Source organism: Streptomyces sp. NPDC005931, assembly GCF_042871235.1.
Taxonomy (GTDB): Bacteria; Actinomycetota; Actinomycetes; order Streptomycetales; family Streptomycetaceae; genus Streptomyces.
Genome location: NZ_JBIAIG010000008.1, coordinates 233,302 through 260,289 on the forward strand (window position 1 = coordinate 233,302; position 26,988 = coordinate 260,289).

A 26,988-nucleotide genomic window follows, 5' to 3' on the forward strand; every position below is an offset into this window, starting at 1 on the left:
GCGGTCACACCGTCCCGAGGTCGGACGACACCCAGCGCTCGGGCCGCATGCGGATGACGACCTGCTCGCCGTGGCTCTTCCAGGCGGTGTCCACGTAGCCCTCGACCTTGTCGGCCGGGAGGTAACGGGCGGAGATCTCCCGGAGCTGCTCCAGCGTGGCGGGTGTCGTCTCCACGACCGGCCCCTCCACCGACACGTACCGGACGGTGGGCTCGGCCCGGTCGATCATCAGCGAGAACCGTCCGGCCGCGCCGATCAGCTCGTTCTTGCGGGAGTCCAGACCGGTCATGACCCATACGTCGCCACCGGGCGCGTACTGGTACCAGATCGGCACGGTCAGCGGGGCGCGTCCCGGCCCCGCGTCGACCGCCAGGGCGGCGATGTGCGGCTCGGCCAGGAACTGTTCGCGCTCTTCACGGGTCAGGGCCACGTCCGGTACCTCCGTCGACAGGCGTGCAGGGGCCGTTCGGTCGGGCGTGCGGTCGCTGTGTGCGGTGACGCCCGTGAGGGACAACAACGGCCGTACGCCCGCGTGTTCCGCAGGCGGGGGTACGCCTCTCCCGCGCGGCTACAGCACCGCGAGCCGCTGGACCAGCAGCACGGCTCCGATGCCGAGCATCGCCGCCCCGGATGTGCGGACCACCGCGCGGGCCGCTGCCGGGCGGGTGCCGAGGAGGGTGCGGGCGGTGACGCCGACCGTGAGGTAGACCGCGGCGCAGCAGGCCATGTGCAGCAGGCCCAGGACGACCGTCTGGACCGGTACCGGCACCGGGGCGCCGTCGCCCGTGACCAGGAACTGGGGCAGGACGGAGAGGTAGAGGAGCAGGCCCTTGGGGTTCAGGCCGCTGATCGTGGCGCCGCGACGGAAGGCTCGGGCACCGCTCTCCCGCGCGGCGACTCCGTCCGTGCCCGGCGTGCCCGGCCGGCGCAGCACGCCCCAGCCCAGCCACACCAGGTAGGCCGCCCCCACCACCGTCAGCACGGTGAGCAGCACCGGTGACCCCGCGACCAGGACCGCGAGCCCGGCCGCGGCCAGCACCGTGTGCAGGGCGTAACCGGCGACCAGGCCCCCGACCGCCGCGCCCACCGACCGTCCGCGCAGCCCGGCCGAGATCGTGTACGCCCAGTCGGCACCCGGTACGCACACCAGCAGCAGGTCGAGGGCGAGGAAGGAGAGAAGGGTCACGACGTCCATACCGGGCAGATTAGGCCGGTTCCGGCCGCAAGTGTTCCCGAAGTTCCCCCAATATCGGCCTTAGTGGGGCAGAATCTTCTCCATGGACGACGTAGACCGGAAGATTCTTGCCGAGCTCCAGCAGGACGGGCGCCTGACGGTCACCGAGCTGGCCGCGCGGGTGCGGCTCAGTGTCTCGCCGTGTCACCGGCGGCTGCGTGAGCTGGAGCGGTCGGGCGCGATCAGCGGCTACCGGGCGGTGGTGGACCCGGCCGCCGTGGGCCTGACCTTCGAGGCGCTGGTGTTCGTCTCCATGCGGCAGGAGGACCGGGAGACGGTCGTGGAGTTCGAGCGGGCGGTGAGCGAGGTGGAGGAGGTGCTGGAGGCGCAGCGACTGTTCGGCGAGCCCGACTACCTGCTGCGGGTCGTCGCCGCCGACCTCGCCGCCTACCAGCGGCTCTACGACGAACGCCTGGCCACCCTGCCGGGCGTGCAGCGGCTGACGTCCACCCTCGTGATGAAGCACGTCGTCAAGGACCGGCCGCTGCCCTGGTTGCTGTGACGGGGAGGTTCACCGGCTCGCGCCGCCCGGCACGGCACCTCGCCGCGCTGTCGCATCACCCGAGTCCGTCCCGTACGCGGACGGTGTTCCGCCTCGCGACGCACCGCACCGGACGCCGCGAGCCTTCCGGCGGACCGTCCCGGCCGCGGCACTGGCGCATCGTGCCGCACAACGCGACAGGCGGCGGTCCACCGGGGTGAACCGCCGCCTGCCAGACAGGACTTGGAAAGAAAAGGAAAGGGCGCCGACCGGTTACCTCGTCGGCTTCTTGCCGGTGACGCCCAGATGCACCAACAGTGCGAGGTTGGGCCTGAGTTCGGTCTGCTTCACGCCCCAGGAGGTGAAGCCCTTCTGGTGCGAGGCCACGGCCGCGAGCATCGTGACGAGGGAACCGGCGACAGCCGCCGGGTTCACGTCCTTGTCGACCCGGCCCTTGGCCTGCAACTCGGCCACCGCGTCCGCGAGGGAGCTGTTCACCGAGTTGAGGATCTTCATCCGGATCTTGTAGAAGCGCTTGTCGCCCTCGGCCGCGCCGAGGTCCACGACCCGCAGGATCGCGTCGTGCTTGCGCCAGAACTCCAGGAAGCCGTCGACCAGTTCCTGTGCGGTCTGCCAGCCGGCCCGCCCGACCCAGGAGCGGCCCTCGAGGAGTTCCCTCAGCCCGGCGCCCTCCGTCGCCATGTGCTCCGCGAGCTCCAGGACGGCGCCCTCGACGTCGGGGAAGTACTGGTAAAAGGTCGCCGGTGACGTACCCGCCCTGCGGGCGACATCGATGACTTTGACATCGCGGTAGGGGGAGGAGCTGAGCATCTCGCTGAGGCAGTCGAGCAGCTTCTGCCGGGTCGCCTGCCCACGCCGGCCGGCCACGCGGCCGTCGACGGTACGCACTTGTCCTGTCATGTCGTCAGCTTACCGAGGGGTGATCCGAGCGCGATTCGGCCGACTGCAAATGGGGTGCGCGGGATCCCGGAGGCTCGTGTGCCTGGTCTGCGGGGTGCGGGCGCCCCGGTTACTTTGGCGGCATGGCCGAAAACAGGGCATCGGAGCACACATCGCAGTACACAGAGGGCACCCCCTGCTGGGTCGACGCGCAGCTGCCCGACGTGGAGGCTGGCAGGCGCTTCTACGGCGAACTCTTCGGGTGGACCTTCGAGGAGCAGCCCGACCTGCCCGCGGGTGCGGTGCGGGCGCTCAAGGAAGGGGAGCCCGTCGCCTCGCTGGCGCACAAGACGGACGGCCGGCTCCCGACGGTCTGGACGGTGTCCTTCGCCACCCCCGACGCCGAGGCGCTGTGCCGGCGGATCCGGGCCGCGGGCGGGCAGATCGTCGCCGCGCCGCTGCCGGTCGGCGCCCTCGGCGTCACCGCGCTCGTCACCGACCCCGAGGGCGCCGTGTTCTCCCTCTGGCAGGCCGGTGACCACCCGGGCTTCGGCCGCCGCCGCGAGCCGGGCACCTTCGCCTGGGCGCAGCTCTACACGCGTGACACGGAGGCGGCCAACACCTTCTACGGCGACCTCTTCCACGACGCCCTGTTCGGTCCCGACGCCGACCCCGCCTTCGGCCGGGCGCCCGTCTCCGACGTCTTCCCCGCCGAGATGCCGCCCCACTTCCTGGTCCATTTCGCCGTCGAGGACCTCGAGGCCGCCATCGGGGAGGTGACCCGGCTCGGCGGCCGGGTCCAGGTCCCGCCCTTCGGGACGTCCTACGGCACGGTGGCGGTGGTCACCGACAATCAGGGGGCGTCCTTCGCGCTGCTGCACCGCTAGTCCGCCCGCCCGGCCGCCCATTGTCATGGTGTATCGGGCGAGACACCCCATATGTCGTCCGGTTCGCACCGAGGGCCCCGGACAGGAAGAATCGGGGTGCGTGCCGCCATGGCGATGCGGTGGTGAGACGCTGCACTTCGGTCGCGTGCACAGGTGGTGGCGCGACTCGTACGGGGAGGTGGCAGGCAAGTGGTGGATCAGCTGACGCAGCACGATCCGCGGCGGATCGGGCCGTTCGAGGTGCTGGGACGGCTGGGTGCCGGCGGCATGGGGCTGGTCTATCTCGCACGCTCGGCGTCCGGCCGACGGGTGGCGATCAAGACGGTCCGCACGGAGCTGGCCGAGGACCAGCTGTTCCGCGTCCGGTTCACGCGCGAGGTGGAGGCGGCCCGCGCGGTCTCCGGTTTCTACACCGCGGCCGTCGTGGACGCCGACCCCCGCGCCGCCGTGCCGTGGCTGGCCACCGCCTACGTTCCCGCGCCCTCCCTCGAGGAGATAGTGAACGAGTGCGGGCCGCTGCCGGCTCAGGCGGTGCGCTGGCTCGCGGCGGGTGTCGCGGAGGCCCTGCAGTCCATCCACGGCGCCGGACTCGTCCACCGCGACCTCAAGCCGTCCAACGTCCTGGTCGTCGAGGACGGCCCCCGGGTGATCGACTTCGGTATCGCGTCCGGCGTGTCGAACACGCGTCTGACCATGACCAACGTCGCCGTCGGCACGCCCGCCTACATGTCCCCCGAGCAGGCCAAGGACTCCCGCAGCGTCACCGGCGCGAGCGACGTGTTCTCCCTCGGCTCCACCCTCGTCTTCGCCGCCACCGGGCACGCCCCGTACCACGGCGCCAACCCGGTCGAAACGGTCTTCATGCTGCTGCGCGAGGGCCCGGACCTGGACGGCCTGCCGGACGAGCTGCGCCCGCTGATCGAGTCCTGCATGCAGATGGAGGCCTCGGCCCGGCCCACCCCCGCCGACCTCCAGGCCCAGCTCGCCCCGCACCTCTTCGGCTCCGGGTCGGACGACAGCGGCACGGCCTCCGCATGGCTGCCCGAGCGGGCGGTGAGTCTGATCGAGACGCGTCGGGGCGGCCGCCCGGCCGTCAAGCCCGCCGGGTCCGGCCGCAGCACCGGCGGCGCCCGTCCCCACGTGCCGCCCCCGCCCCCGCACGACCCCGTCGTCCCGCCGCCCCCGCCGGGCCCCGCGCCGGTGGGGCCCGCCGCGGGCGCCCCCGACACCGGCCCCGTGCGGCTGGCCGGCGTCGCCGTGCCCATCGGCCCCGGACCGCGCGTCGCCGACGCGCGGGCCGCCGCCGTCAAGGCACCCCCGCCGGAGGCCGCGCTCGCAGCCAACTGGTCCAAGCCCCGGCCCGGCGTCAACGGCGCCGACCCGGCCGTCCCGGCCCCGACGGCGCCCACCGCCGCGCCGGACCAGCCCAGCGGCTGGCGGCCGTGGCGCTTCCGCATGTCCAACGACGTCTGGGGCACGCCCTCTGTCGACGGCGACCTCGTCTACGTGACCTCCTTCGAGGTCCACGCCCTCGACGTGGCGACCGGCCGGCGGCGCTTCAAGACCCGTGACGTCGCCTGGTCCATGGCGGTCGCCGACGGCCGGATCCACGCCTCCGACGGCCCCACCCTCTTCGCCCTCGACGCCCGCGACGGCGGAGACCTGTGGCGGCTGTCCACCGACGCCTGGGTGTACTCCCTCAAGGCCGACCGCGGCACCGTCGTCACCGGCACGCGCGGCGGCGGGGTGCAGGCCTGGGAGGCGTCCAACGGGCAGAAGCTCTGGGAGATCACCGGTTGCCAGACCGACTTCGAGTCCCCCGAGGCCGGCCCGGCCGTCCACGACGGCACCGTCTACGTCTGGCAGGACGCCCGCCTGCGCGCCCTCGACGCCCGCACCGGCGACGAGCGCTGGTCGTACCCCATCGGCGACGCGGCCTCCTGCGGCGGCGTCCCGGTCCGCCTGAGCCAGGCACCCGACGGCTACGTCTACGTCTCCGCCGGCACCCGGGTCCTCGCCCTGGACGTCACGGGCGGCCACGTCCGCTGGCACTTCGAGGCTCCCGCGGTCTTCCTCTCCCCGCCCGCCTTCGTCCCCGGCCCGGCCGTCACCGGGGGCGGCGTCTACCTCGCCGACTACCTCGGCACGGTGTACGCCCTCGACGCCACCGACGGTCGTGACCGCTGGCGCATCGCCACCGAGGCCCGGGCCTCCGTCGAGCCGGTCCTGGTCGCCGCCGGCCACGTCCACGTCGGCAGCGGCAAGGGCCTGTACACCCTGGACGCGGTCACCGGCACGCCCAAGTGGCGCTTCCAGGCGGGCGGCGACATCGTCGGCGGCCCCGCGGTCGCCGAGGGCCGCATCCACTTCGGCTCCACCGACCACCTGCTCTACACGCTGAAGGCCGACGACGGCCGCCTGCGCTGGAAGCTGGCCACCGGCGGTGAGATCACCGGCTCCCCGGTGGTCCGCGACGGCGTGGTCTACGCGTGCAGCAAGGACCGGTGCGTGTACGCGCTGGACGCGGAGAAGGGAACGGGGACGGCGCGGACCACCTGACGGGCCGCGGCGGTGTGCGCGGACGGCCGTCGCGCGGGCGCACGGAAGGGGTTCCGGACGGCGGCCGTCGCTGCGGGGGCGGGCGTTCACCGCTCCCACCGCCGACGCTACGCCGGGTACGCGACGGTCGCCAGGCGGTGACATGCCCGTGACACGTGCTTGCCAGTCTGGGGCCATGCAGTCAAGGGGGAACGCACTCAAGCTCACAGCGGTGGCGGCACTCGTCGTGCTCAGCCTCACCGGGTTCTCGACGGGCCGTGGCGGAACCGGCGGCAGCGGCGACGGCGGGGGCGGCGGCTGCAGCAGCTCCAGCCAGAACCACGACTCGTCGTCGGGTTCGGGCGGCGGCTCGCACCGGGACGACGACTACGACGACTCGGGCAGCGCAGGCTCCGGCGGCGGCTCGGACGGCGGCGCCGACGGCTCCACCCTGCGGGCCGCGACGGTGGAACTGGTCGCGTGCGCCTCGCCCCGGACCCCGTACGCCACCGTCGAGGTCACCAACCCCAACACCACCGAAGGCGTCTTCGCCGTCACCGTCACCTTCCTGGACAAGGCGGGCGCACGGGTCGCCACCCGGCTGGAGGAGATCCCCGTACCGGCGGGCGACACGGTGACCGCGGAGGTGAACCTCGCCGACCCGCAGCAGGCCGCCAGGATCACCCGCTGCGATCTCGACCCGACGGCCGCGGTCGCTCCCTGACACCGACCGGCACCCGGCGGAGTGCCCACGTACGACGACGAGGCCGAGGTTCTCCTCGGCCTCATCGGCGTGTGGTGGCGCGTCAGAATGCCTGTCTCGCACCGCCGTGATGGCACCGGCCCGCGGACACGCCTCGGCCGCGGCGGCTCCCCCTCCGTGCCGCCGCGGCCGGTCCCCCGGTGGGAGGAAGGTCTACCTGCCGTTCCCGTCCAGGTCCAGGGCGGGCGGTGCCGGCATGGCGTTGTCCATCGTGGTGATGGCCTCCTCCTTCTTGGCGGGCCCGCTGGGCATGGCGTTGTCGAGCGTCGTCACGGCCTCGTCCCCCGCCGGAGGCGCGGGCATGGCGTTGTCCTGCGGAACCGCCACCGACTCCTGCTTCTTGTCCGTCATGTGCGTCATTCCTTTGCCTCGGTGCCGGTCGGGTGAGGAACGCCCGCCCAGAAGCTCCCCCGCGGGCCACCGGACGGGCGTTCGGAGCCGCACGATACTGTCCGGGCTCCTGGTCACGCCGCCTGCCCCCCGACGCGGCGGTGTGACAGAAAAGAGAGTGCCAGGGGGACATAAACGAATGCTGAACGCTCGTGCCCGCCCGTCGAACAGCGAGGTCAGGCAGTCTGAGCGGGGGAGAGCAGCGCCCGTACGTCCTCCGTCTCCGGCGCGCCGGACTGTTCGTAGAGGCTCAGCGCGTCCCACCAGCACGCCTTCGCGCGATCCACCTGGCCGAGACCGGAGAGGGCGCGGCCCAAGAGGGTCAGGACGTTGCCCCGCATGCGGTCACCACCGATGCAGCCGAGCGCCAGAGCCTGTTCCGCGTGCCGTGCGGCCTGCGCGGGGCGGCCAGCCGCCAAGTGCACTTCGGCAATACGGAAGTTGGTCGTCCCCTGCCAGAGCCGTTGCCGGTGCTCTTCGAAGATGTGCAGCGCGTCGGAGAACTGTCCCAGGGCATCGGTGTGACGGCCCGCCCGGGTCAGGGCGATGCCCAGGGCGAAGTGGCCGTTGGCGAGGCGCATCGTCCGGCCGATGGCGAGGTGCGCGGTGAGGCCGTGATGCGCGATCGCCACCGCCTTGTCGATGTTTCCCATCCCCAGGTGAGCGCGGGAGAGGTTGGACAGGCTGAGCGCTTCGCCCGCGCGATTGCCGACGGCACGGTAGCCCTCGATGGCCTGTTCCAGGAAGGTTCTTCCGTCTGCGAAGAGGCCCTGGTGCAGGCAGATGAGGCCACGGTCGTTGGCCACCCAACTGGCGGCCGTGGCGTCGCTCGCGGACTCCGCGAGGGTCATGGCCAGTTCCGCCTGCTCGGCCGCCTGCTGAATGCGGCCGGAGACCAGGAGGGCGTTGGTCAGGGTGGTGCGCGCCCTGCCCTCGGCACGTGCGTCCCCGGCGTCGCGGGTGGCATCGCACATCACCCTGGCGGTCGTCTCGTACTGGTGCGCGTTGGCCCCGGACTCGGCCAGGTCCTTGGCCGCCCACAACAGGTCCACCGCGCGCCTTAGCCGGCCCGTGCCCGCAGCCTGCTGGACGCAGGCCAAGAGGGGCGAGGCTTCGCTGTACAGCCAGTCGAGGGCCGCGGATCCGTCGGCGTGGCGCAGCCCCGGGTACTCCGTGCCCTCCAAGCCGTCCACCAGCCGGTCACCCGGCCGTTCGATCGCGTACACCCCCGCCGCCGTGGCCAGGTAGAAGTCCAGCAGGCGCGACAGGGCCGCCTCCCGTTCGCTCGGGGGCTGTTCGTCGCGTTCCGCGCACGCACGCGCGTAGAGCCGGACCAGGTCGTGGAAGCGGTAGCGGCCGGGAGCCGCCGATTCCAGGAGGGACGTGTCGACCAGGGACTCCAGCAGGTCCTCGGTCTCGTCCGGGGACAGGTCCAGGACCGCCGCTGCCGCCGCCAGGGAGATGTCCGGGCCGTCCGCCAGGCCCAGCAGGCGGAAGGCGCGGGCCTGGGCGGGCTCCAACTGACCGTATCCCAGCTCGAAGGTCGCCTTGACCGCCAGGTCGCCGGCCTGGAGTTCGTCCAGGCGGCGGCGTTCGTCCGCCAGCTTGGCCGCGAGGACCGAGACCGTCCAGGTGCGGCGTGCCGCCAGGCGGGACGCCGCGATGCGGATCGCCAGGGGCAGGAAGCCGCACGCCGCCACCACGTCCAGCGCCGCCTCCCGCTCCGAGGCCACCCGCTCCTCGCCCACGATCTTTGTGAACAGCGCCAGCGCCTCGTCCGGTGACATCACGTCCAGGTCGACCAGGTGCGCCCCGGCGAGGTCCACCATCCGCATGCGCGACGTCACCAGGGCCGCGCAGCCCGCCGTGCCGGGGAGCAGCGGGCGCACCTGTGCCGCGTCGCGGGCGTTGTCCAGCAGGACCAGGACCCTGCGGCCGTCCAGCACCGAGCGGTACAGCGCCGCCCGCTCCTCCAGGGAATCCGGGATCGCCGAGTCGGCCGTGCCGAGGGCGCGCAGGAAGGAGCCCAGGACCGTCTCCGGTTCCGCAGCCCGCCCGCCCGCGCCCTGGAGGTCGACGTACAACTGGCCGTCGGGGAAGGCGGACCGCGCCTCGTGGGCCACGTGAACGGCCAGCGTCGTCTTGCCGACACCGCCGATGCCGGCCAGCGCCGATACCGCCATCACCCGGCCCTCGGACCCGGACGCCGACTCCAGCACCTCGCTCAGCTCCCGTACGAAGCAGGCACGACCTGTGAAGTCCGGCACCGTTGCGGGGAGTTGCGCCGGACGCACGGGCAGCACGGCCGGTTCCGACGCCGGTGCGGACGGCTCCGCCAGACCCGGGTCGGCCCGGAGGATGCGCTGCTGGAGCTCCTGGAGGCCGGGGCGCGGGTCCACGCCCAGCTCGTCGGCGAGCAGGCGCCGCGTGTCCGCGTACACCGCCAGCGCCTCCGCCTGGCGGCCACTGCGGTACAGGGCGAGCATGAGCAGTTCCCGCAGGCGCTCGCGCAGCGGGTGCGCCGCGGTGAGCGCCGTCAACTCCGAGACCGTCTCGGCATGGTTGCCCCGCTCCAGGTCCATGTCCAGCCTGGACTCCAGCAGTTGCAGGCGCCACTCCTCCAGGCGGGCGCGCTGCGCCTGCGCGTACGGGCCCGGCACGCCGGCCAGCGTCTCCCCGTCCCACAGGGACAGGGCCCGGGTCAGCACCTCGCGGGCGTGGCACAGGTCCCCGGTGTTCCTCGCCTTCTCCGCCTCCGCGGCGTGCTCCTGCGCGACTGCGAGATCCAGTGCGCCCTCGCCGAGCCCGCGCACCGCGTACCCGCCGGACTCGCTGACCAGGACCCCCGGGTCCAGCACCTTCCGCAGCCGCGAGGCGTACGTGCGGACCGCCGCCAGTGCCTGCTGGGGCGGCTCCTCGCCCCACAGGGCGTCGATCAGTTCGGCCGCCGTGGCCGTGCGTCCCTCGCGCAGCAAAAGGGCTGCGAGCAGGGCGCGTTGCTGGGGCGAACCGGTGGTGACCGGTTCGTCGCCCCGCCAGGCGCGCACCGGTCCGAGCACGCTGAAGCGCAGCGCCGCGGGCTCCGCCGAGGAGCCGGGGCGCCGCTGCTCCGGTACTCGCGGTACACCGTCCATGCAGTCTCCTAAGCGTCCTGGGCAACCAGGCCAGTTTGCCTTGTTCACGGCAGATGCGTCAGCCGTGCGAGACGGCGATCACACGGGGTGGGCGGGCCCCCACAGGGCCTCCACATCTTCCGCCTGCCTTCCGTACCGAGGTCGTCGGACGACGCCGCGGACAGGCCCTCATGACGCGACGTCAGGTGGTGCGGCGCGGCGTCCCGCCCGTGCGGTCCAGGTCGACCCGTACCGTCAGCAGGCCCGCCCCGACCGCCCGCACGGCGGCGCTGTTCAGGCGGGGCAGGGTGCGCAGGCGGGCGACGGGGTCGTCGCCGGGCAGGAGGCGGGCGGTGCCGGTGTGCCACCGGCCGCGGATGCGTACCCGCACCCGTGGGTCCGCCTTGATGTTGCGCACGTACTGGGACCGCTCGCCGAACTCCGACACCAGCCAGAAGCAGTCCCCGACCCGCCGGCCGCCCACCGGGGTGCGACGCGGCAGCCCGGAGACCCGGCCCCGGGTCTCCAGCAGGGTCTGGAGCGGCAGCCGGCGCATGAGGAGGTTGAGCCGCCGCTGGAAGGCGGTGACGACCCGGTACTTGCGCTCGGCGTGCGGTGGCGGCTGGGGCGCGGGTGGTGTGGGCGGTGTGTGCGGCGTCATGGTGCCGTGAGCCTAACGGCGGCCGGTGGGGGACCGGGAGGGGCCGGGAGGGGCCGGGAGGGGGTTTGCTGGCCGCGCCGGCCCGGCCTGTGCCCCGCGCCCGCCGGACGCGCCGGACACGAGGGAGATCCGCGCCGACTCGGCGACGCGGGAGCGTTTGGCGCGGATGCCCTCGTGCGCGGTGTGGTGCTCGGCGGTGCTCGGGGGCGTCCCCGCCACCTTCGCAGCGGGCGGGTGAACTCGTCGGCGGAAAAAGGGAAATGGGGGCCGGGGTGGTGCGCCGACGGTCCGTGGACGGCTTTCGCCGGCCGCCGGTCCGACCGGTCGGTGTCGACAGGTGCGGCTCGTGCCGGTAGAGAGGAGCCATGCGCATCGCCGTCACGATCTTCCTCACCGACGAGACGATCACCCCGGTCCGGCTCGCCCGTGAACTGGAGCAGCGCGGCTTCGCCGGGCTGTACCTGCCCGAGCACACGCACATCCCGGTCGAGCGGACCACCCTCCACCCCGCGGGCGGACCCCTGCCCCCCGAGTACGGCCGCAGCCTGGACCCGTTCGTCGCCCTCGCCCAGGCGGCCGCGGTGACCGAACGGCTGGAACTCGGCACCGGTATCACGCTCGTCGCGCAGCACGATCCGATCGCCCTGGCCAAGCGGGTCGCGACGCTGGACCATCTCTCCGGCGGCCGGTTCACGTTCGGCATCGGATTCGGCTGGAACGTCGAGGAGGCGGCCGACCACGGTGTCGAGTGGGCGACGCGGCGCGAACTGGTCCGGGACCGGATGGCGCTGATGCGTGCTCTGTGGTCGGAGGAACCGACCGCCTATGCCGGGGAGTTCGGCGGCGTGCGGGCCAGTCGGGCCCACCCCAAGCCGGTGCGCGGGCCGCGCGGTCCGCTCGTCGGCCCGCGCACGCTGATCGGCGGGGCGGCCGGACCGAAACTGTTCGCCCACATCTGCGAGTACGCCGACGGGTGGCTGCCCGTCGGCGGGCGCGGTCTGTCCGACTCCCTGCCGGTGCTGCGCGCCGCGTGGGCCGAGGCCGGCCGAGGTCCCGGCGGCCCCCAGGTCGTGCCGTACGCCGTCCGTCCCACCCCGGGAAAGCTCGGCCACTTCGCCGGGCTCGGGATCGAGGAGGTGGTGGTGCAGGTGCCGGCGGCCGGGGAGGCGGAGGTGCTGCGGGCGCTGGACGCCTGCCTGCCGTACCTGGAGAGCGACGGCGAGGCCGGGTGAACGGGCGTCCCGGAAGGTCGGAACGGTCCCTCTTTGTCCTGATCATTTGTCCTGATCAACCCGAACGTATGCTCAAGGGATGACGACTTCCGCGACCTCCGGAACCGGCCCCACCGAGAACTCCATGCGTCGCGCCCTCAAGCGCGCCCGGGACGGCGTCTCCCTGGACGTCGCCGAGGCGGCGGTCCTGCTCCAGGCCCGCGGCGAGCGGTTGCGGGACCTGGCCGCGTCCGCCGCCCGGATCCGGGACGCGGGGCTCGAGGCGGCGGGTCGGCCCGGCGTCATCACGTACTCGAAGAGCGTCTTCGTCCCGCTGACCCGGCTGTGCCGGGACAAGTGCCACTACTGCACGTTCGTCACCGTGCCCGGCAAGCTGCGCCGGGCCGGGCACGGGATGTTCATGTCGCCGGACGAGGTGCTGGACATCGCCCGCAAGGGCGCCGCCCTCGGCTGCAAGGAAGCCCTCATCACCCTCGGCGACAAGCCCGAGGACCGCTGGCCCGAGGCGCGCGAGTGGCTGGACGCGCACGGCTACGACGACACGATCGCCTACGTCCGCGCGATCTCGATCCGGATCCTGGAGGAGACGGGCCTGCTGCCCCACCTCAACCCGGGCGTCCTGACGTGGACCGACTTCCAGCGGCTCAAGCCCGTCGCACCGTCGATGGGCATGATGCTGGAGACGACCGCGACCCGGCTCTGGTCGGAGCCCGGCGGCCCGCACCACGGCTCCCCGGACAAGGAACCGGCCGTGCGGCTGCGGGTGCTGGAGGACGCCGGGCGCTCCTCCGTCCCCTTCACCTCGGGGATCCTGATCGGCATCGGCGAGACCCACGAGGAGCGCGCCGAGTCGCTGTTCGCGCTGCGCCGCGTCTCCCGCGCCCACCACGGCATCCAGGAGCTGATCATCCAGAACTTCCGCGCCAAGCCGGACACGGCGATGCGCGGGATGCCGGACGCGGAACTGGACGACCTGGTCGCCACGGTCGCCGTCGCCCGGCACGTCCTCGGACCGTCCGCCTGCCTCCAGGCCCCGCCGAACCTCGTCGACGCCGAGTACGAGCGGCTGATCGCGGCCGGCATCGACGACTGGGGCGGGGTCTCCCCGCTGACCATCGACCACGTCAATCCCGAGCGCCCCTGGCCGCAGATCGAGGAACTGGCCCGGAAATCCCGGGCGGCCGGCTTCGAACTGCGCGAACGCCTCTGCGTCTACCCGGAGTTCGTCCGGCGCGGCGAGCCCTGGCTGGACCCGCGGCTGCGCCCGCACGTGGCGGCGCTCGCCGACCCGGAGACCGGCCTGGCGCGCGAGGACGCGGTGGTCGAGGGCCGTCCGTGGCAGGAGCAGGACGAGGCGTTCACCGCCGGCGGCCGCACCGATCTGCACGCGACCATCGACACCGAGGGCCGCACCGCGGACCGCCGCGGCGACTTCGACGAGGTGTACGGCGACTGGGAGGCGCTGCGCGAGGCCGCCGCCCCCGGCATGGCGCCCGAGCGCATCGACACCGATGTGCGCGCGGCCCTGCGCACGGCGGCCGACGACCCCACCGCGCTGACGGACGGGGAGGCACTGGCGCTGCTGCACGCGGACGGTCCGGCGCTGGACGCGCTGTGCCGGGTGGCCGACGACGTCCGCAGGTCGGCGGTCGGCGACGACGTGACCTACATCGTCACGCGCAACATCAACTTCACCAACGTCTGCTACACCGGCTGCCGCTTCTGCGCCTTCGCGCAGCGCCGCACGGACGCCGACGCGTACACGCTGTCGCTGGACCAGGTGGCCGACCGCGCCCAGCAGGCGTGGGACGTCGGCGCGGTGGAGGTGTGCATGCAGGGCGGTATCCACCCCGACCTGCCGGGCACCGCGTACTTCGACATCGCGCGGGCGGTGAAGGAACGCGTCCCCGGCATGCATGTGCACGCCTTCTCGCCGATGGAGGTGGTCAACGGGGCGGCACGCACGGGGATGCCCGTCAGGGAGTGGCTGACGGCCGCCAAGGAGGCGGGCCTGGACACCGTCCCGGGCACGGCGGCGGAGATCCTCGACGACGAGGTGCGCTGGATCCTGACCAAGGGCAAGCTGCCCGCGGCCACCTGGATCGAGGTGATCACCACGGCCCACGGGCTGGGCATCCGCTCGTCGTCCACGATGATGTACGGCCACGTCGACCAGCCCCGCCACTGGCTCGGCCACCTGCGCACACTGGCCCGCATCCAGCAGCGCACGGGCGGCTTCACGGAGTTCGTCACGCTGCCGTTCGTGCACACCAACGCGCCGGTGTACCTGGCGGGGATCGCGCGGCCCGGCCCGACCGTCCGCGACAACCGCGCGGTGACGGCGATGGCGAGACTGCTGCTGCACCCGCACATCCCCAACATCCAGACGAGCTGGGTGAAACTGGGCGCGGAGGGCGCGGCGGAGATGCTCCGCTCCGGTGCGAACGACCTCGGCGGCACGCTGATGGAGGAGACGATCTCCAGGATGGCCGGCTCCTCCTACGGCTCCTACAAGTCGGTCCGGGACCTGATCGCGATCGCGGAGGCGGCCGGCCGCCCGGCGAGACCCCGGACGACGCTGTACGGGGACGTCCCGGAGGAGCGACGGCGGACGGCGGAGGCATCGGACGGCCACCTGCCCGAACTGCTGCCGGTACTGGACTGAGGGGGCGCGGAGCCGGGCGGTGCCGGTGGCCCGGGGAGACGGGCGGCAGCGGGCCGAGGCCGGCACGGGCAGTACGATGATCCGACCCCTCATGCCGGGGATCCCGATGCCGGAGATCCCGGTGCCGGGGATCGGAGAGACTCCGCAGACCGAGGAGATGCGTACCGGTGCCAGCCCGTCTTCCCTCGTGGGCCTGGGTGACCGGGCTGACCACGGGGGCGATAGCCGCGGTGGTCGTCCTGGCCGTACAGGCCGACCAGGGGACGAAGCCCACCGCGTCCACGAGCCGGCCGAGCGCCTCGGCACCGGCGGACGCGCGTCCGTCCACGGCACCGAAGGAGACGGGGCCGGTGGCGGTGCCGGACGACTCCGGGACCGGCCGCCGCATCGTCTACTCCCTCGGCCAGAAGCGCGTGTGGCTGGTCGACGCGAGCGACGCCCCCCGCCACTCCTTCACGGTGTGGCCGGGAACGGTCGCTCCGGACACCGGCAGCTACACGGTCGGCACCCGCACACAGGCCACGACCGGCAGCGACGGCGTCCAGGTCGAGCACGTCGTCTACTTCGCCGTGAAGTCCGGCGTCTCCATCGCCTTCTCCAACGCCGTCGACGGCTCCTCGCCCCCGCCCGCCGCCGGCAAGCAGACCGGCGGCATCCGCCTGTCCCAGCAGGCCGGCGGCTCCCTGTGGGCTTTCGCGACGGCGGGCACGACGGTACGGGTGGTCGACTAGATGATCTGTTCCAGGGGGTCGGTGGTCATTGCGGATCGCGGGCTGCTTCCACTGCCTCCCGGACGTTTGAGTGCGGGTCGTCGGCAAGGCCGTCGAGCAGGTCGGTGACCCCTGGGGTGGACCAATGGGCGACCGCCCACACCAGCCCCTCCCGCACCTCGGGGTCGGGGTGGGTGGCGAGGCGGCTCAACTGGGCGAGCGGGCCGCGCCGACGCATTCCGAACCAGTGCAGTGCCTCCCGCAGCGCGGCTGGGTCCCCGGGGTCACCGGCTGCGACGCGAGCGAGCAGCACCTTGACGGGTGGCGGCGGACCATCCAGCGGATGCGGCAACCGCTCGCGCAGGCGCCGCGCCCCGTACCCGCCGCGCACGCGGCACCCGAAACAGGTGCAGGGGCGCACACCGTGTGCGTCCGGCAGGTACCGCCAGCCCGCCACCTGCGGCGCGGTGCGGACCCGGTGCACTTCACGCGGCCGGATCGCCCGGGGGACGAACACCTCCCACCCGCGCGGGTCCTCCAGTGCCGCGATCCGCCGCACTGCCTCTGACGCAGAAACGGTGGTCTGGGCATCCCGCGCCCGGTCGGTATAGCGTCCGACCAGCACGTCCTGGGCGTCGTCGAGTCGCAGGTGGACTGCCACAAGCCCGCCCCGGCTGCCGAAACGGGCCAGCTCGCGCAGCCATTGGTGGGTGAGGGTGTACGACGGCAGGACCGGGAAGCAGTAGACCCCCCGCGCGCTGCCCTGTCCGTGGCTGGCCGCCCGGATCCCGGACCGCCGGATGCGCGGTACGTTCGCCGCTGAGGTCACGTGCACGAACATCGCCATGACACGGGATATTAGGTGACCGATTCCACGGCATCGGCTGCGCGTATGGGGGCGTCCAACGTCAGTGTGTGATGACAGAGTTGGACACCCTCGCGACCGCACTTCATGTGAAGACCGACGACCTGCTGAAGGCGTCTCCGCATCCCGCGCCATGGCGGCCGGCCGTGGGGATCACCCCGCGGCTCCCGACGCCGAACTGGTCACAATGGCGATGATGCAGGCCATGCTCGGCTTCACCTCAACGGCCCACGATCACTGACAGCTTGGAACCGATCGTCCAGGGGCGCGTCCGCACCTGACGCCGCCGGGTCGGCGAACGGCCGACCCCGGACCGTCCGGATGCCGGTGTGCTCGGCCCGGGCCCGCCGGACACCGGTGTGCTCACCCCGGGTCCGTTCGCCCCCTCCCGTCTCCCGGCAGGTGGTTGACCAGCAGGACGATCCCGCTGAAGACGAACACCCGGGTCGCCGCGTCCAGGCCGTTCCAGTCCTCCGACTGCCACATCGCGAACCACTCGCCGCCGATGGCGAGGAACCCGGCGCCGAAGAGGAGCATGACCATCAGCAGGCCGTAGGTGGTGACGCGGCGGGCGCGGGCGTGGTCGTGGCGGGTCCGGAGCCAGGTGCCGTACACCAGGACCAGCGCGGACAGGGTCTCCCACACGATGATCGCGACGTAGGCCGCGTCCTGCAGTCGCTCGTCGGTGACGGCCCGCCACATCAGGTCGTCGTCCTTGAACGTGGTGTCCATGGCCAGAACGTGGCGGACGAACTGCTGGTTGGTGCCGAAGTCCGTGATGTTGCCGAAGGCGACCAGCGCCATGTAGAGCGCCACGGAGGCGGTGAGCAGCGTGACCGCGAGGGGCAGCGCGCCGCGAGGGGTGGTGGTGGCCATGCCGGTTCCCTTCCCCGTACCAACTGCCCTGCCCCGTATGCATCGAGCCAGAATCGGTGCGTCGTGAAGCGGCGCCGGAGGGGGCGTCGAGGCGCGGAAGGCAGGCCGCTCACGCCCCTGTCACGCGCGCTCGCGCTGCTGCCTGCCACCGGGCAGCAGGGGGGAGGCGGCGGGCTCCGCCTCGTCGGCGGGAGAGTCCTCGCGGTGCAGGAAGGTGGCCAGCAGGTCGCCGACCGGGTGGTCGGCCTCGGCGGGATGGCGCAGGGCCACGGTGGGGTCGATGGTGTACCGGTTGCGGCGGCCGACGCGGGTCCGGGTGAGGTATCCGGCCGCTTCCAGGTCGGCGACGATCAGCTGCACGGCGCGTTCGGTGATGCCGATCCGGTCGGCGACGTCACGCCCGCGTGCGTCAGGATCCTGGGCGAGAGCGATCAGGACGCGGGCGTGGTTGGTCAGGAACGTCCAGTGATCGCCGCGCGTGGAGGGCTGAGTCATGACCTCCATCGTACGAACCGAGCTTCGTCCGGCCAATGTCATTTCACGAAACTGAAAAGACGAAAAGATTTTCGCGTAACTCTTGACGCGAATCGGGCGCCGGGTGACGCTGGACACATCCGCCCCGCTCTCCGGCCCCGCTGAAAGGGGGGTTCCGATGCTCGCCCCGACCCCGACCCGCGCCGCCCCCACCGGCACCCCGTCCCTGCCCCTCTCCCTGCCGCACCCGGTGACCGCACGAGTGACCCATCCGCCCGACGACCTCGCCGTGATGGACGCCGCGGGCCACCCCGCCGCACGCCGCAACCCCCCGCCACTGCCGGCGGGTGCCGGTCCGGGCGCGGCCGGTCCGTCCCCGAGCTCCGTGCGCAACGTCCCGACGATGGCCGACCGCCGCGCGACGGCCCCCGCCCACTCCGGGGAGGAGTGATGGACGGCCTGACGGCCCTGGCGCCGTGGTGGCTGCTCGCCGCAGTGGACCTGACCGTCGGCGGACTCTGCGTCGCCCTCGCGACGCGCCCGCGCCGCCGCTCGGCCACCGCCCGGCGACCCGCATGACCAAGGAGGTGAGCGCCTGTGTGAACCGGCGGCCCGGGCCCGGCTGCCCTCCGCATGTGCCGGGGCCCGGCAACCGCCCCCCGCCCGTCTCCGTCCCTCCGACCTCTTCGCCCGAGGAAGCCGACCCTTCATGACCGAACTGTCGTTCACCGTCCCGCTGTGGGCGTGGGCCGCGGTCACCCTGGTGATCGCCGTCATGCTCGCCGTCGACCTCATCGCCCACCGTGACAACCACGTGATCGGTTTCAGGGAAGCAGCCGTCTGGTCCGGTGTCTGGATCGCCGTCGGCCTCGCCTTCGGCCTGGTCCTGCTGGTCTGGCAGGGTGGCGAGGTCTCCTCCACCTATTACGCCGGCTACCTGATCGAGAAGGCGCTGTCGATCGACAACGTCTTCGTCTTCGCGCTGGTCTTCTCCTTCTTCGCCGTGCCCGACGCCTACCAGCACAAAGTCCTGTTCTGGGGGGTCCTCGGTGCCCTGGCCTTCCGGCTGGTGTTCATCTTCGTCGGCGCGGAACTGCTCCAGCTGTTCTTCTGGACCGCCTACCTGTTCGGTGCGTTCCTGATCTGGACCGGCTACAAGATGGCCGTCTCCAAGGACGAGGAGGTCCACCCCGACCGCAACATCGTCGTCCGCCTGGTCAAGAGGATCGTCCCCACCGACCCGACGTACCACGGCGGCCGCTTCTTCACGAGGATCGGCGGACGCCGGGTGGCCACCCTGCTGTTCGTGGCGCTGGTCGCCATCGAGGCCACCGACCTGATCTTCGCCGTCGACTCCGTCGCCGCGATCCTCGCCATCACCACCAACACCTTCATCGTGTGGACCGCCAACGCCTTCGCCGTCCTCGGCCTGCGCAGCCTGTACTTCTGCCTCGCCGGACTGCTGCGCCGCTTCACCTACCTCCACTACGGCCTCGCGGTCCTGCTCGCCTTCGCCGGCGTCAAGCTCATCCTGTCCGAGACCCCCGTGGGCAAGCTGCCCATCCCCCTCACCCTCGGCGTCATCGTCGCCACCATCACCGTGTCCATCGGCTGGTCCCTCCTGGCCACCCGCGGCCGGAACGGCGACACCGGCGGCGACACCACGCGCGAGAGCGACACCGGCACGGGCGCCGCGCCCAACGATCCCGCGCCCAGCGATCCCGCGCCCGCCGGCGGCGGCCGGCACCGACCGCAAGGGCCGTCATGACCTCCGCTCCGGACCACCCCCACCCCCATCCCCACCTCGCCCCGCCCCGTCGAGCCGCCCCCGCTCTTCCCGCCGCCCTCGTCGACCAGCCCCCGCGCGAAGGCCCCGACGACCCGCCTCCGGCGGTCCGCCCTCGGGGCTCTTCCGTAGCTCCGAGGCCGGACCAGATGGGGCGGCGGCCGGTCCCGCGTCCTAGGCTGCGGGTATGACCGAGATCAGGACTCCGACGCCCCGCGACGCCCTGGACCTGCTGCTGGCCGGTAACCAGCGCTTCGTCGCCGGCTCCCCCGAGCATCCCAACCAGGACTCCACCCGCCGCGCCGAGACGGCACCGTCACAGCAGCCCTTCGCCGTGCTGTTCGGGTGCTCCGACTCCCGGCTGGCGGCCGAGATCATCTTCGACCGCGGCCTGGGCGACCTGTTCGTGGTGCGCACCGCCGGGCACGTCGCCGGTACGGAAGTGCTCGGCAGCATCGAGTTCGGCGTGAGCGTCCTCAACGCGCCACTGGTCGTCGTCCTCGGCCACGACTCGTGCGGCGCCGTCGCCGCGGCCTGCTCGGCCCTGGAGGACGGGCGGACGCCGGGCGGCTTCGTCCGTGACGTCGTCGAACGGGTGACCCCGAGCGTGCTGGCAGCCCGCGCGGCCGGGCGGGAGACGCCCGACGAGATCCTGGCCGAGCACATCGAGCACACCGTGGACCTCCTGCTCGAACGCTCCCGCGTCCTGGCCGACCGGGTGGCCGACGGCCGCCTCGGCGTGGTGGGCCTGTCCTACCGACTGGCCGACGGCAGCGCACGGCTCGTCGCCGCCCGCGGCCTCGAAGCGGTGGCTCCCACCGCCTCCTGACCACGCCGCGCACGGAGCTGTCGTCGGCGCGCCCGCACCCACGCCGGCACGGCCGGAACCGGGTGTTTCCGCCCCTTCCCACCAAGGTCGCACCGACCGCTGGGCGGGAAGGGGCGGACCGCGGGCGGGGAAGGGCGGAACCCACCGTCGCCATTCGAATACAGTGCTGAACGTCGTACGTGCGGACGGTGCCTCGGGAGGTCTAGGTGGGTGCGACAGCCGGCGCCGTCTGGGGCCGTACCGAGCAGCAGGACTTCCGCAGCAGGGTGCGCGGCACGCTGCTGGGCGTGGCCGTCGGGGATGCGCTGGGCACCCCGGTCGACGCCGTGGGCCTCGACGGCATCCGGGAGGCGCACGGCCCCGACGGCGTCGTCGACCTGGCCCCCGCCTACGGCAGACGCGGAGCCGTCACCCACCTGACCCAGCTCACCCTCTTCTCCGTCGACGGTCTGATCCGCGCCCAGGTCCGGCGCGACACCGGCGTCTGGCATCCGCCCACCGATCTGCACCGGGCGTATCTGCGGTGGGCGGCCACGCAGCGCGACTGGGGCCCGGACGAGCGCCGCAAGGACGACGGCTGGCTGGCCCGCGAGGAGTGGCTGTACGCCCGTCGCGCTCCGACCCGCGCGCTGCTGCTGGGGCTGGGCGACGAGACCATGGGCACGCCTCAGGCGCCGAAGAACCCGCGGGAGCGCGGGCCGGAGGCCGCCGTGCGTTCCGCCCCGTTCGGGCTGCTCGTCGGCTGGGAGCCGCAGCTCGTCGACCAGCTCGCGGTGGAGTGCGCGGCGCAGACCCACGGCCACCCGGCCGCCTGCCTCGCGGCGGGCGCGTACGCGGTGACCGTGCACGCCCTGGCCCGGGGTGACGGCCTCGACGCGGCGGTGCAGCGGGCGCTCGCGCTGCTGGCGGCCCGGCCCGGGCACGAGCCGGTGTCGGGCGCCCTCCAGTACGCGCTGGCTGCGGTACGGCAGGGCGTTCCCACGTCGGACCGGGTGACCGGGCTGGCCGGGGAGGCGACCGCCGAGGGGCTCGTGGCCGCCGCCGTGTACTGCGCGATGGTCGGGGAGGACGTGCGGCACGGTCTGCGCCTCGCCGTCAACCACGACGGCCCGAGCGCCGCGACGGCCGCCCTGACCGGCGGACTGCTCGGCGCCCTGCACGGCGAAACGGCCCTCCCGCCGGCCTGGCTGGCCGAGCTGGAGGGCCGCCCCACCATCCTGGAACTGGCCGACGACTTCGCCATGGAGATGACCCAGGGACCGGCCCTGCACGGCCCCACCGGCTCGTCCCCGGCCTGGCTCACCCGCTATCCGCGCGGCACCTGAACCGGCGCACGCCCCGCCGTGAGCAGGCGCCGCGCCGCGTACGCCCCGCCCTGAGCACGCCAACGCGAGCAACTGGCTGACGAACTGGCCGAGTTCGGTGAGCGCGTCGGCCCAGCAGGCCGTCGATCGTGCAGTGGATGCCCGTGACCGCACCGGTGCCACACCGGTGATGAGGATGCTCTGGTTGAGCGAGACATCGGTGAACACCGACAGTGGGGTTCGCTATGGTGACTCCAATTCACCTATGTGACTAAGAGGGTGTGTCCCCCGACAGCGATCCCGCGCACCCCGGGGTCCGTGCTGCCAACGTGCGGTGGTCGATTAGCGTCTACATGAGAGCGAGACCCGCCCGTACGAGTCGAATGGATAGCCGCAGTGGCCTTCGCCGAGCTGAGCCCGCACCGCCCTGTCCTGCGCGAGAAACCCGCTCGGGACGGACAGTCCTGGCACGAGCGCCACCGGGTCCCGCTCACCGTTCTGGCCTGTGCCCTGCCGCTCTACGGCGTGTGGTGGTCGGTGTTCGCGACCGGTGGTGGCGACCTGGCGGCCCAGGTCGCCTGGGCCGAGTTCGCGCGGATGTATCCGGGCTACGCCTACAACCTGTTCTGGTACGGCGGACTGCACACCGCGAACTACAGCGTGATGTCGCCGTACCTGATGGCGGCCCTGGGAGTGGTGCCCGTCACCCTGCTGTCGGGGCTCGCGGCGTCGTGGCTGGCGGGTGCGGTGGTGACCCGCACCGGTGTGCGCAGACCCGTGTGGCCCGCCCTGGCGGTGATGTTCTCGCTGTGGTGCCAAGTGGTGTCCGGGCGCTCCACCTTCGTGCTCGGCTGTGCCTTCGCGATGGGAGCCGTGCTGGCGGCGGTCAGCGGACGCGCCGGGCGGCACCTCACGGCGGCGGCCGTGGCGACGACGTTGGCCACGATGGGGAGCCCGGTCGCCGGGCTGTTCGTCCTGGTGGTGGGAGCCGGTTATCTGCTGATGCGGGAGTGGGGCCGTGCTCTCGCGCTGCTCGTGCCGCCGGTCGCCGTGGTCGCCACCACCACGCTGCTCTTCCCCTTCGAGGGCGAGCAGCCCATGTCGTTCGGGCGGATATGGCCGCCCGTCGTGCTGTGCGCGGTGATCATCCTGGCCGCGCCGAGCGCGTGGCGGCTGCTGCGGTACAGCGCCGGCGTGTACGCGCTCGGAGTGGTGCTCTGCTACCTGATCTCGTCGCCGATCGGCACGAACGTCGAACGGCTCACGGAACTGGCGGCACCCGCCGCCCTGCTCGCCCTCGTGATGTACCGGGGGGACGGCGGGGCCGAGGACGGCCGAACGGACGACGACCGAGCGGAGGACGCCCACACGGAGGACGCCCGCACGGAGAACGCCCGTACGGGAGACGGCCGTACGCAGGACGCGGACGCCACGGCGGCCGTCCGGTACTCACTCGCCCGGCTCACGCCCAAGCAGCGGAAACTGGGGTGCGCGGTGGCTCTGGCCCTGTCCCTGACCTGGCTGTCCGGCAAGACGATCGCCGACATAGTCACCAACACCAAGGTGCCCGAGTGGGCCGTCAAGACGGACGGTGTCGTCAACGAGCTCGAGCGGCTGGACGCCTGGAAGACGAGGGTCGAGGTGGTCCCGGCCCGCGACCATCGCGAGGCCGCCATCCTCGCCCCGTACATCAACATGGCGCGCGGCTGGAACCGTCAGGCCGACGTGGAGCGCGGCCGTCTCTTCTACGAGGGGCACAGCGGCACCGAGGTGCCCGAGGGCACCTTCACCTCCCAGGCCTACCGTGCCTGGCTCTCCCAGTGGGCCGTGGGCTTCGTCGTCCTCGTCAACGGTGAGCCGGACGGCCCCGCCAAGCTGGAACACGCGCTGGTGACCAGCGAGCCGGACTATCTGGACCTGGTGTGGGAGGACACCAACTGGAAGATCTACCGGGTGAAGAACGCGACCCCGCTCGTCGACCGGCCCGCCACGGTGACGAGTTCCGACGGCGCCAACCTCGTCGTCCACATGCCGCGGCCCGGCACGGTCACCGTGCGGATCGCCTACTCGCCCTGGCTCTGGGCGGACAACGGCTGCCTGACCGACGAGGGCGAGTTCACCCGGCTGACGGTCCAGGAGGCGGGCAACGTCCGGATCAGCTCCCTGTACGGCGGACCGTCCCGCGAGAAGCCGCTGGAGTGCGAGAAGACGGAGCAGTGACGCGGGGGCCCGGCGCACCCGGCGTCGGCGGCCCGGGCGGCGTCGGCGCCGCCCGGGGAGCGGGCTGAGGGACCCCTCGGGGAGCGGGCTCGAGGACCCGGCGGGCCAACGCCGACCACGTTCGCCGGGACATCGCCTCAAGGGCGCGGAAGGAAGCGGCGCCGGACTCGGTGACCTCGCGCTGAACCCTCGTCTCCGCGTCGGACCGGACGGCCACGACCCCGGTCTTCTCCTTGCAGCGCACATCGGCGGGGGCCAACCTGGATCTCACGGGCCGAGGGGGAGGGGAGCGGCTCCAGCGGGGGGGCGTTCACGACGGCCACGGGGCCCTCGTGCCGGAACCCGCTCCTGTCCTTGCAGTGCTCCAGGGAAAAGCACCTCGCGGACCTCTCCGGCTTCGAACGCGGCGGCGCCCCGCCCGATCCGCCGGGCTCGGGCGGGATCGGACGGGGCGCCGGACGGTGCCGGGAGGGACGGGCCCACGGCTCAGGCGATACGCGTCAGCCTGTCCGCGAAGCCGGGCTCGACGAGGTCGTCCTGCAGGGCCACCGGGACCTTCACCGCGCTGCTGGTGCCGTCGCCCACGGTGAGCGTGCCCACCTTCGTGCCCGCCTCGGCGCTGTGCGGCAGATCGTCCGCGGCGAACGTCAGCTTCACCGACAGCCCCGCCCAGCCGACGGCCCGCACGTCCTCGGTCACGACGACCGGCGTACGGCCGCCGAGGCCGTCGTCCGCGTACCCGACGACGGTGCCCTTCTTCAGGATCGTCGCCGACTCCAGGGCGTCCTGCGCGGCCCGGATCAGCTTGTCTCCGGCCGAGAGGGCACCGGCGAGGATCGTGTTGTCCGCGCCGCCGGGGGGCTGGCGGACCACGGCGCCCACGACGGTGCGGGTCTCGCCGCCGACCTCCTTCTTCGCGGCGAACACGAGGTTGCCGAGCGCGGAGGTGGTGGTGCCGGTCTTGATGCCGACCACGTTGTTGTGGCCGACCAGCTGGTTCCAGTTGGGGTGGTTGACGCCCTTGTAGTCGTCGTACGACATCATCGCGGCGACCTCGCGGAACGCGGGCTGCTTCATCGCGGCCCTGGCGAGCTTCACCTGGTCCACGGCGGTGCTCACGGTGGTGTTGTTCAGGCCCGAGGGGTCGGTGTACGTCGTGTTGGTCATGCCGAGGTCCTTCGCGGCGTCGTTCATCTTCCCGACGAACGCCTTCTCGGACCCGGCGTCCCACCGGGCGAGCAGCCGCGCCACGTTGTTCGCGGACGCGATCAGGATGCTCTCGATCGCCTCCCGCTGGGAGATCTTGTCACCGGCGGTGACCTTGACGGTCGACTCCTGGCCCGCGTCGGACTGCTTCTCGGCCGTGGCGTCGATGTCGATCGTCGGCCCCTCGGCACCGCTCTTGAGCGGGTGGTCGCGCAGGATCAGGTAGGCGGTCATGACCTTGGCGACACTGGCGATCGGCACGGGCTTCTGCTCGCCGGAGGAGCCGAAGGTGCCGATGCCCTGCACGTCGAGCGCGGCCTGTCCGTCCGACGGCCACGGGATGTCCACGCGGCTGCCCTCGAAGGTGAAGCTGTCACGGGCGGTGAGGTCGAGGGTGGGCGCGGGGAGCGGGCGCATGTTCTGCACGACCGCGAAGACGATCACCAGCAGCAGGACCAGTGGCGTCCAGATCTTGACCCGCCGCACGGCGGTCCGCAGCGGGGTGTCCGGGGGCGGCGGGGTGTTGGTCAGCTCGGCCAGCAGGTCCAGCGGCGGCTTGGGCGGCAGCGGCTGCTGCGTCGTCCGCTCCGGCCCGATCTGCGGCAGCGCGGTGGTGGCGTCCGCGGGCTGCCTCTCGGCGGGCGTCACGGCCCGGAGCGCGGTGGTCGCCTCGGTACCGGGCGTCACCGGCGGCCTACGGGTCTCGGGATCGTCCAGCGCCTTGAGCGCGACGAACTTGCTGGTCCGCTCGGACACGGACTCGGCCTTGGAACCGGCGTCGGCGTCGGCTTCGGCGTCGGCTTCGGTTTCGGCTTCGGTCGCGGCTTCGGTGCGGGGCTCGGATCCGGCGTCGGTCCTGGCCCCGGAGCCGGACTTCGGACCGGCCTCGTTCCCGGCGTCGGACGTGGGCTTGGAGCCGGGCTCGGAGCCGGCCCTCGAGTCGGTGTCGGCGTCGGACTTCGCCCCGGAGGCGGCGTCGGACGCGGACCGGGCCTCGGCGCCGTCGTCACCCGCCCGGGGCGCCTTCGCCGCGTCGCCGAGCTTGAGCATGGTGGTGGGCTGGTCCACGGGGGGCGCGGAGGGGCGCGGGGCCCGGAAGACCGCTGTGGCCTGGTCGACCGGGGGCTTGTCGGCGACGGGGGCACCGGTCTGGGGAGCCGGGTCGTCGTCGGAGGAGGCTCGGTCGCCGCGCTTCTTGGCGAACCGAACCGGCCGACCCCGCGACGCCCCCGAGGCACGGGCACCGGCACCGGAGGAGGAACCGGCCTGCCCGCCGTCACCGTCACCACCGTCGGCCGCCGACGTGCCGTCAGCGGCCTCCGCGTCACGGACCTCACCACCGGCATCCCGCGACGCCGCCCCGGCGCCCCTGGCGCCGCGTCCGGCCGCCGGTCGCTCGGCGCGGGAGTCGGTCACCCGGTCGCTGCCCGCCTTCGGAGCCGCGTCGCCGTCCTGACGCCCCGCCTCCGCCTCGGCGTCCTTCGCGTCGCGGTCGGCGCCCGCCAGCCGCAAGGCGCCCGCCTTCGCCCCGGTGCGCGCGGGAGCGCCGTCCGTGGTGTCGCGGGCGGTGGGAGCGGCCGGACGGCCGGTCCGGGCGTCGGCGTCCTGGGTGTCGCGGTTGCGGGCGGCCGGTCGTCCGGCGCGGTGCTCGGTCTCCCGGTCGGTGTCGTCACCGGTGCGCGCGGGAGCGTCGTCCGTGGCGTCTCGGGTCTCGGCGTCCCGCGCCTTGGTGTCGGCGGTCTCGGCCTCGGCGTCCTTGGTGTCGCGGGCGGTGGGAGCGGCCGGACGGCCGGTCCGGGCGTCGGCGTCCTGGGTGTCGCGGTTGCGGGCGGCCGGTCGTCCGGCGCGGTGCTC

23 protein-coding genes are annotated in these 26,988 nt (G+C 73.0%); 13 read left to right on the forward strand and 10 right to left on the reverse strand.

From position 1 onward, the window contains the following. Positions 1-4 precede the first annotated feature (4 nt). Positions 5-430 (reverse strand): pyridoxamine 5'-phosphate oxidase family protein, encoded by a 426-nt coding sequence (locus ACFYOV_RS20575; RefSeq protein ID WP_389089544.1) that lies wholly within the window; start codon positions 428-430, stop codon positions 5-7. A 138-nt stretch (positions 431-568) separates the two neighbouring features. Then, positions 569-1,195, reverse strand: coding sequence for a LysE family translocator (locus tag ACFYOV_RS20580; RefSeq protein ID WP_389089545.1), 627 nt, complete (start codon positions 1,193-1,195; stop codon positions 569-571). An 82-nt stretch (positions 1,196-1,277) separates the two neighbouring features. On the opposite strand from ACFYOV_RS20580, the gene ACFYOV_RS20585 reads away from it, so the two are divergent. Then, entirely contained in the window at positions 1,278-1,736 is a 459-nt protein-coding gene (locus ACFYOV_RS20585; RefSeq protein WP_389089547.1) for an Lrp/AsnC family transcriptional regulator, read from the forward strand. Between the two features lie 252 nt (positions 1,737-1,988). On the opposite strand, the gene ACFYOV_RS20590 is transcribed toward ACFYOV_RS20585, so the two are convergent. Continuing rightward, complete coding sequence (locus tag ACFYOV_RS20590; protein WP_389089666.1) at positions 1,989-2,624, reverse strand: TetR family transcriptional regulator; 636 nt, start codon at positions 2,622-2,624, stop codon at positions 1,989-1,991. A 134-nt stretch (positions 2,625-2,758) separates the two neighbouring features. On the opposite strand from ACFYOV_RS20590, the gene ACFYOV_RS20595 reads away from it, so the two are divergent. From ACFYOV_RS20595 to ACFYOV_RS20605, 3 genes are all read left to right on the forward strand, one after another. Further along, the gene (locus ACFYOV_RS20595) at positions 2,759-3,502 is read left to right on the forward strand and encodes a VOC family protein (RefSeq protein ID WP_389089548.1); all 744 of its coding nucleotides are present in this window, start codon (positions 2,759-2,761) and stop codon (positions 3,500-3,502) included. Positions 3,503-3,691: 189 nt separating this feature from the next. Next, on the forward strand, positions 3,692-6,061 hold the full coding sequence (locus ACFYOV_RS20600) for a PQQ-binding-like beta-propeller repeat protein (protein ID WP_389089550.1): 2,370 nt from the start codon (positions 3,692-3,694) through the stop codon (positions 6,059-6,061). Positions 6,062-6,236: 175 nt separating this feature from the next. After that, a complete protein-coding gene (locus ACFYOV_RS20605; RefSeq protein ID WP_389089551.1) occupies positions 6,237-6,764 on the forward strand; it encodes a hypothetical protein in 528 nt (175 codons plus the stop codon). A gap of 192 nt (positions 6,765-6,956) precedes the next feature. Here the strand turns inward: ACFYOV_RS20605 and ACFYOV_RS20610 are convergent, their stop codons facing one another. The 3 genes from ACFYOV_RS20610 to ACFYOV_RS20620 all read right to left on the reverse strand — a co-directional run bounded on the left by ACFYOV_RS20610 (position 6,957) and on the right by ACFYOV_RS20620 (position 10,967). Continuing rightward, a complete protein-coding gene (locus ACFYOV_RS20610) occupies positions 6,957-7,154 on the reverse strand; it encodes a hypothetical protein (RefSeq protein ID WP_389089553.1) in 198 nt (65 codons plus the stop codon). Positions 7,155-7,369: 215 nt separating this feature from the next. Beyond that, a complete protein-coding gene (locus ACFYOV_RS20615) occupies positions 7,370-10,327 on the reverse strand; it encodes a BTAD domain-containing putative transcriptional regulator (protein ID WP_389089554.1) in 2,958 nt (985 codons plus the stop codon). Positions 10,328-10,508: 181 nt separating this feature from the next. Next, positions 10,509-10,967: a nitroreductase/quinone reductase family protein gene (locus tag ACFYOV_RS20620; RefSeq protein ID WP_389089556.1), complete on the reverse strand. Its 459-nt coding sequence runs from the start codon at positions 10,965-10,967 to the stop codon at positions 10,509-10,511. A 365-nt stretch (positions 10,968-11,332) separates the two neighbouring features. Between ACFYOV_RS20620 and ACFYOV_RS20625 the strand changes: the two genes are divergently transcribed. From ACFYOV_RS20625 to ACFYOV_RS20635, 3 genes are all read left to right on the forward strand, one after another. Next, the gene (locus ACFYOV_RS20625; RefSeq protein WP_389089557.1) at positions 11,333-12,199 is read left to right on the forward strand and encodes a TIGR03619 family F420-dependent LLM class oxidoreductase; all 867 of its coding nucleotides are present in this window, start codon (positions 11,333-11,335) and stop codon (positions 12,197-12,199) included. 79 nt (positions 12,200-12,278) lie between these two features. Then, positions 12,279-14,864 (forward strand): bifunctional FO biosynthesis protein CofGH, encoded by a 2,586-nt coding sequence (locus ACFYOV_RS20630; protein WP_389089559.1) that lies wholly within the window; start codon positions 12,279-12,281, stop codon positions 14,862-14,864. A gap of 167 nt (positions 14,865-15,031) precedes the next feature. Next, entirely contained in the window at positions 15,032-15,595 is a 564-nt protein-coding gene (locus ACFYOV_RS20635) for a hypothetical protein (protein ID WP_389089560.1), read from the forward strand. A gap of 25 nt (positions 15,596-15,620) precedes the next feature. On the opposite strand, the gene ACFYOV_RS20640 is transcribed toward ACFYOV_RS20635, so the two are convergent. From ACFYOV_RS20640 to ACFYOV_RS20650, 3 genes are all read right to left on the reverse strand, one after another. Beyond that, complete coding sequence (locus ACFYOV_RS20640; protein ID WP_389089562.1) at positions 15,621-16,421, reverse strand: HEAT repeat domain-containing protein; 801 nt, start codon at positions 16,419-16,421, stop codon at positions 15,621-15,623. A gap of 381 nt (positions 16,422-16,802) precedes the next feature. Next, positions 16,803-17,315 (reverse strand): DUF2165 domain-containing protein, encoded by a 513-nt coding sequence (locus ACFYOV_RS20645; protein WP_389089563.1) that lies wholly within the window; start codon positions 17,313-17,315, stop codon positions 16,803-16,805. Positions 17,316-17,435: 120 nt separating this feature from the next. Continuing rightward, the gene (locus ACFYOV_RS20650; RefSeq protein WP_389089564.1) at positions 17,436-17,810 is read right to left on the reverse strand and encodes a helix-turn-helix transcriptional regulator; all 375 of its coding nucleotides are present in this window, start codon (positions 17,808-17,810) and stop codon (positions 17,436-17,438) included. 157 nt (positions 17,811-17,967) lie between these two features. Here ACFYOV_RS20650 and ACFYOV_RS20655 point away from each other — a divergent pair, with 157 nt between their 5' ends. The 6 genes from ACFYOV_RS20655 (at position 17,968) to ACFYOV_RS20680 (ending at position 23,928) form a co-directional block, all read left to right on the forward strand. Then, positions 17,968-18,240: a hypothetical protein gene (locus tag ACFYOV_RS20655; protein ID WP_389089566.1), complete on the forward strand. Its 273-nt coding sequence runs from the start codon at positions 17,968-17,970 to the stop codon at positions 18,238-18,240. Next, positions 18,240-18,368 (forward strand): hypothetical protein, encoded by a 129-nt coding sequence (locus tag ACFYOV_RS20660; RefSeq protein ID WP_389089567.1) that lies wholly within the window; start codon positions 18,240-18,242, stop codon positions 18,366-18,368. Before ACFYOV_RS20655 ends, ACFYOV_RS20660 begins: the two co-directional genes overlap by 1 nt. 130 nt (positions 18,369-18,498) lie before the next feature. Then, on the forward strand, positions 18,499-19,557 hold the full coding sequence (locus ACFYOV_RS20665) for a TerC family protein (protein WP_389089569.1): 1,059 nt from the start codon (positions 18,499-18,501) through the stop codon (positions 19,555-19,557). A 205-nt stretch (positions 19,558-19,762) separates the two neighbouring features. Further along, on the forward strand, positions 19,763-20,404 hold the full coding sequence (locus ACFYOV_RS20670; protein WP_389089571.1) for a carbonic anhydrase: 642 nt from the start codon (positions 19,763-19,765) through the stop codon (positions 20,402-20,404). 206 nt (positions 20,405-20,610) lie between these two features. Then, on the forward strand, positions 20,611-21,729 hold the full coding sequence (locus ACFYOV_RS20675; protein ID WP_389089573.1) for an ADP-ribosylglycohydrolase family protein: 1,119 nt from the start codon (positions 20,611-20,613) through the stop codon (positions 21,727-21,729). A 411-nt stretch (positions 21,730-22,140) separates the two neighbouring features. Beyond that, positions 22,141-23,928, forward strand: coding sequence for a hypothetical protein (locus tag ACFYOV_RS20680; protein WP_389089667.1), 1,788 nt, complete (start codon positions 22,141-22,143; stop codon positions 23,926-23,928). A 486-nt stretch (positions 23,929-24,414) separates the two neighbouring features. Here the strand turns inward: ACFYOV_RS20680 and ACFYOV_RS20685 are convergent. Next, positions 24,415-26,988 (reverse strand): D-alanyl-D-alanine carboxypeptidase (locus ACFYOV_RS20685; protein WP_389089574.1); only part of this gene is annotated, 2,574 nt, incomplete at its 5' end.

Coding starts and splice junctions, on each gene's coding strand:
- ACFYOV_RS20580 (WP_389089545.1), bottom strand. CDS start 1,195: ATGGACGTCGTGACCCTTCTCTCCTTCCTCGCCCTCGACCTGCTGCTG.
- ACFYOV_RS20585 (WP_389089547.1), top strand. CDS start 1,278: ATGGACGACGTAGACCGGAAGATTCTTGCCGAGCTCCAGCAGGACGGG.
- ACFYOV_RS20595 (WP_389089548.1), top strand. CDS start 2,759: ATGGCCGAAAACAGGGCATCGGAGCACACATCGCAGTACACAGAGGGC.
- ACFYOV_RS20605 (WP_389089551.1), top strand. CDS start 6,237: ATGCAGTCAAGGGGGAACGCACTCAAGCTCACAGCGGTGGCGGCACTC.
- ACFYOV_RS20610 (WP_389089553.1), bottom strand. CDS start 7,154: ATGACGGACAAGAAGCAGGAGTCGGTGGCGGTTCCGCAGGACAACGCC.
- ACFYOV_RS20615 (WP_389089554.1), bottom strand. CDS start 10,327: ATGGACGGTGTACCGCGAGTACCGGAGCAGCGGCGCCCCGGCTCCTCG.
- ACFYOV_RS20620 (WP_389089556.1), bottom strand. CDS start 10,967: ATGACGCCGCACACACCGCCCACACCACCCGCGCCCCAGCCGCCACCG.
- ACFYOV_RS20625 (WP_389089557.1), top strand. CDS start 11,333: ATGCGCATCGCCGTCACGATCTTCCTCACCGACGAGACGATCACCCCG.
- ACFYOV_RS20630 (WP_389089559.1), top strand. CDS start 12,279: ATGACGACTTCCGCGACCTCCGGAACCGGCCCCACCGAGAACTCCATG.
- ACFYOV_RS20640 (WP_389089562.1), bottom strand. CDS start 16,421: ATGGCGATGTTCGTGCACGTGACCTCAGCGGCGAACGTACCGCGCATC.
- ACFYOV_RS20645 (WP_389089563.1), bottom strand. CDS start 17,315: ATGGCCACCACCACCCCTCGCGGCGCGCTGCCCCTCGCGGTCACGCTG.
- ACFYOV_RS20650 (WP_389089564.1), bottom strand. CDS start 17,810: ATGACTCAGCCCTCCACGCGCGGCGATCACTGGACGTTCCTGACCAAC.
- ACFYOV_RS20655 (WP_389089566.1), top strand. CDS start 17,968: ATGCTCGCCCCGACCCCGACCCGCGCCGCCCCCACCGGCACCCCGTCC.
- ACFYOV_RS20660 (WP_389089567.1), top strand. CDS start 18,240: ATGGACGGCCTGACGGCCCTGGCGCCGTGGTGGCTGCTCGCCGCAGTG.
- ACFYOV_RS20665 (WP_389089569.1), top strand. CDS start 18,499: ATGACCGAACTGTCGTTCACCGTCCCGCTGTGGGCGTGGGCCGCGGTC.
- ACFYOV_RS20670 (WP_389089571.1), top strand. CDS start 19,763: ATGACCGAGATCAGGACTCCGACGCCCCGCGACGCCCTGGACCTGCTG.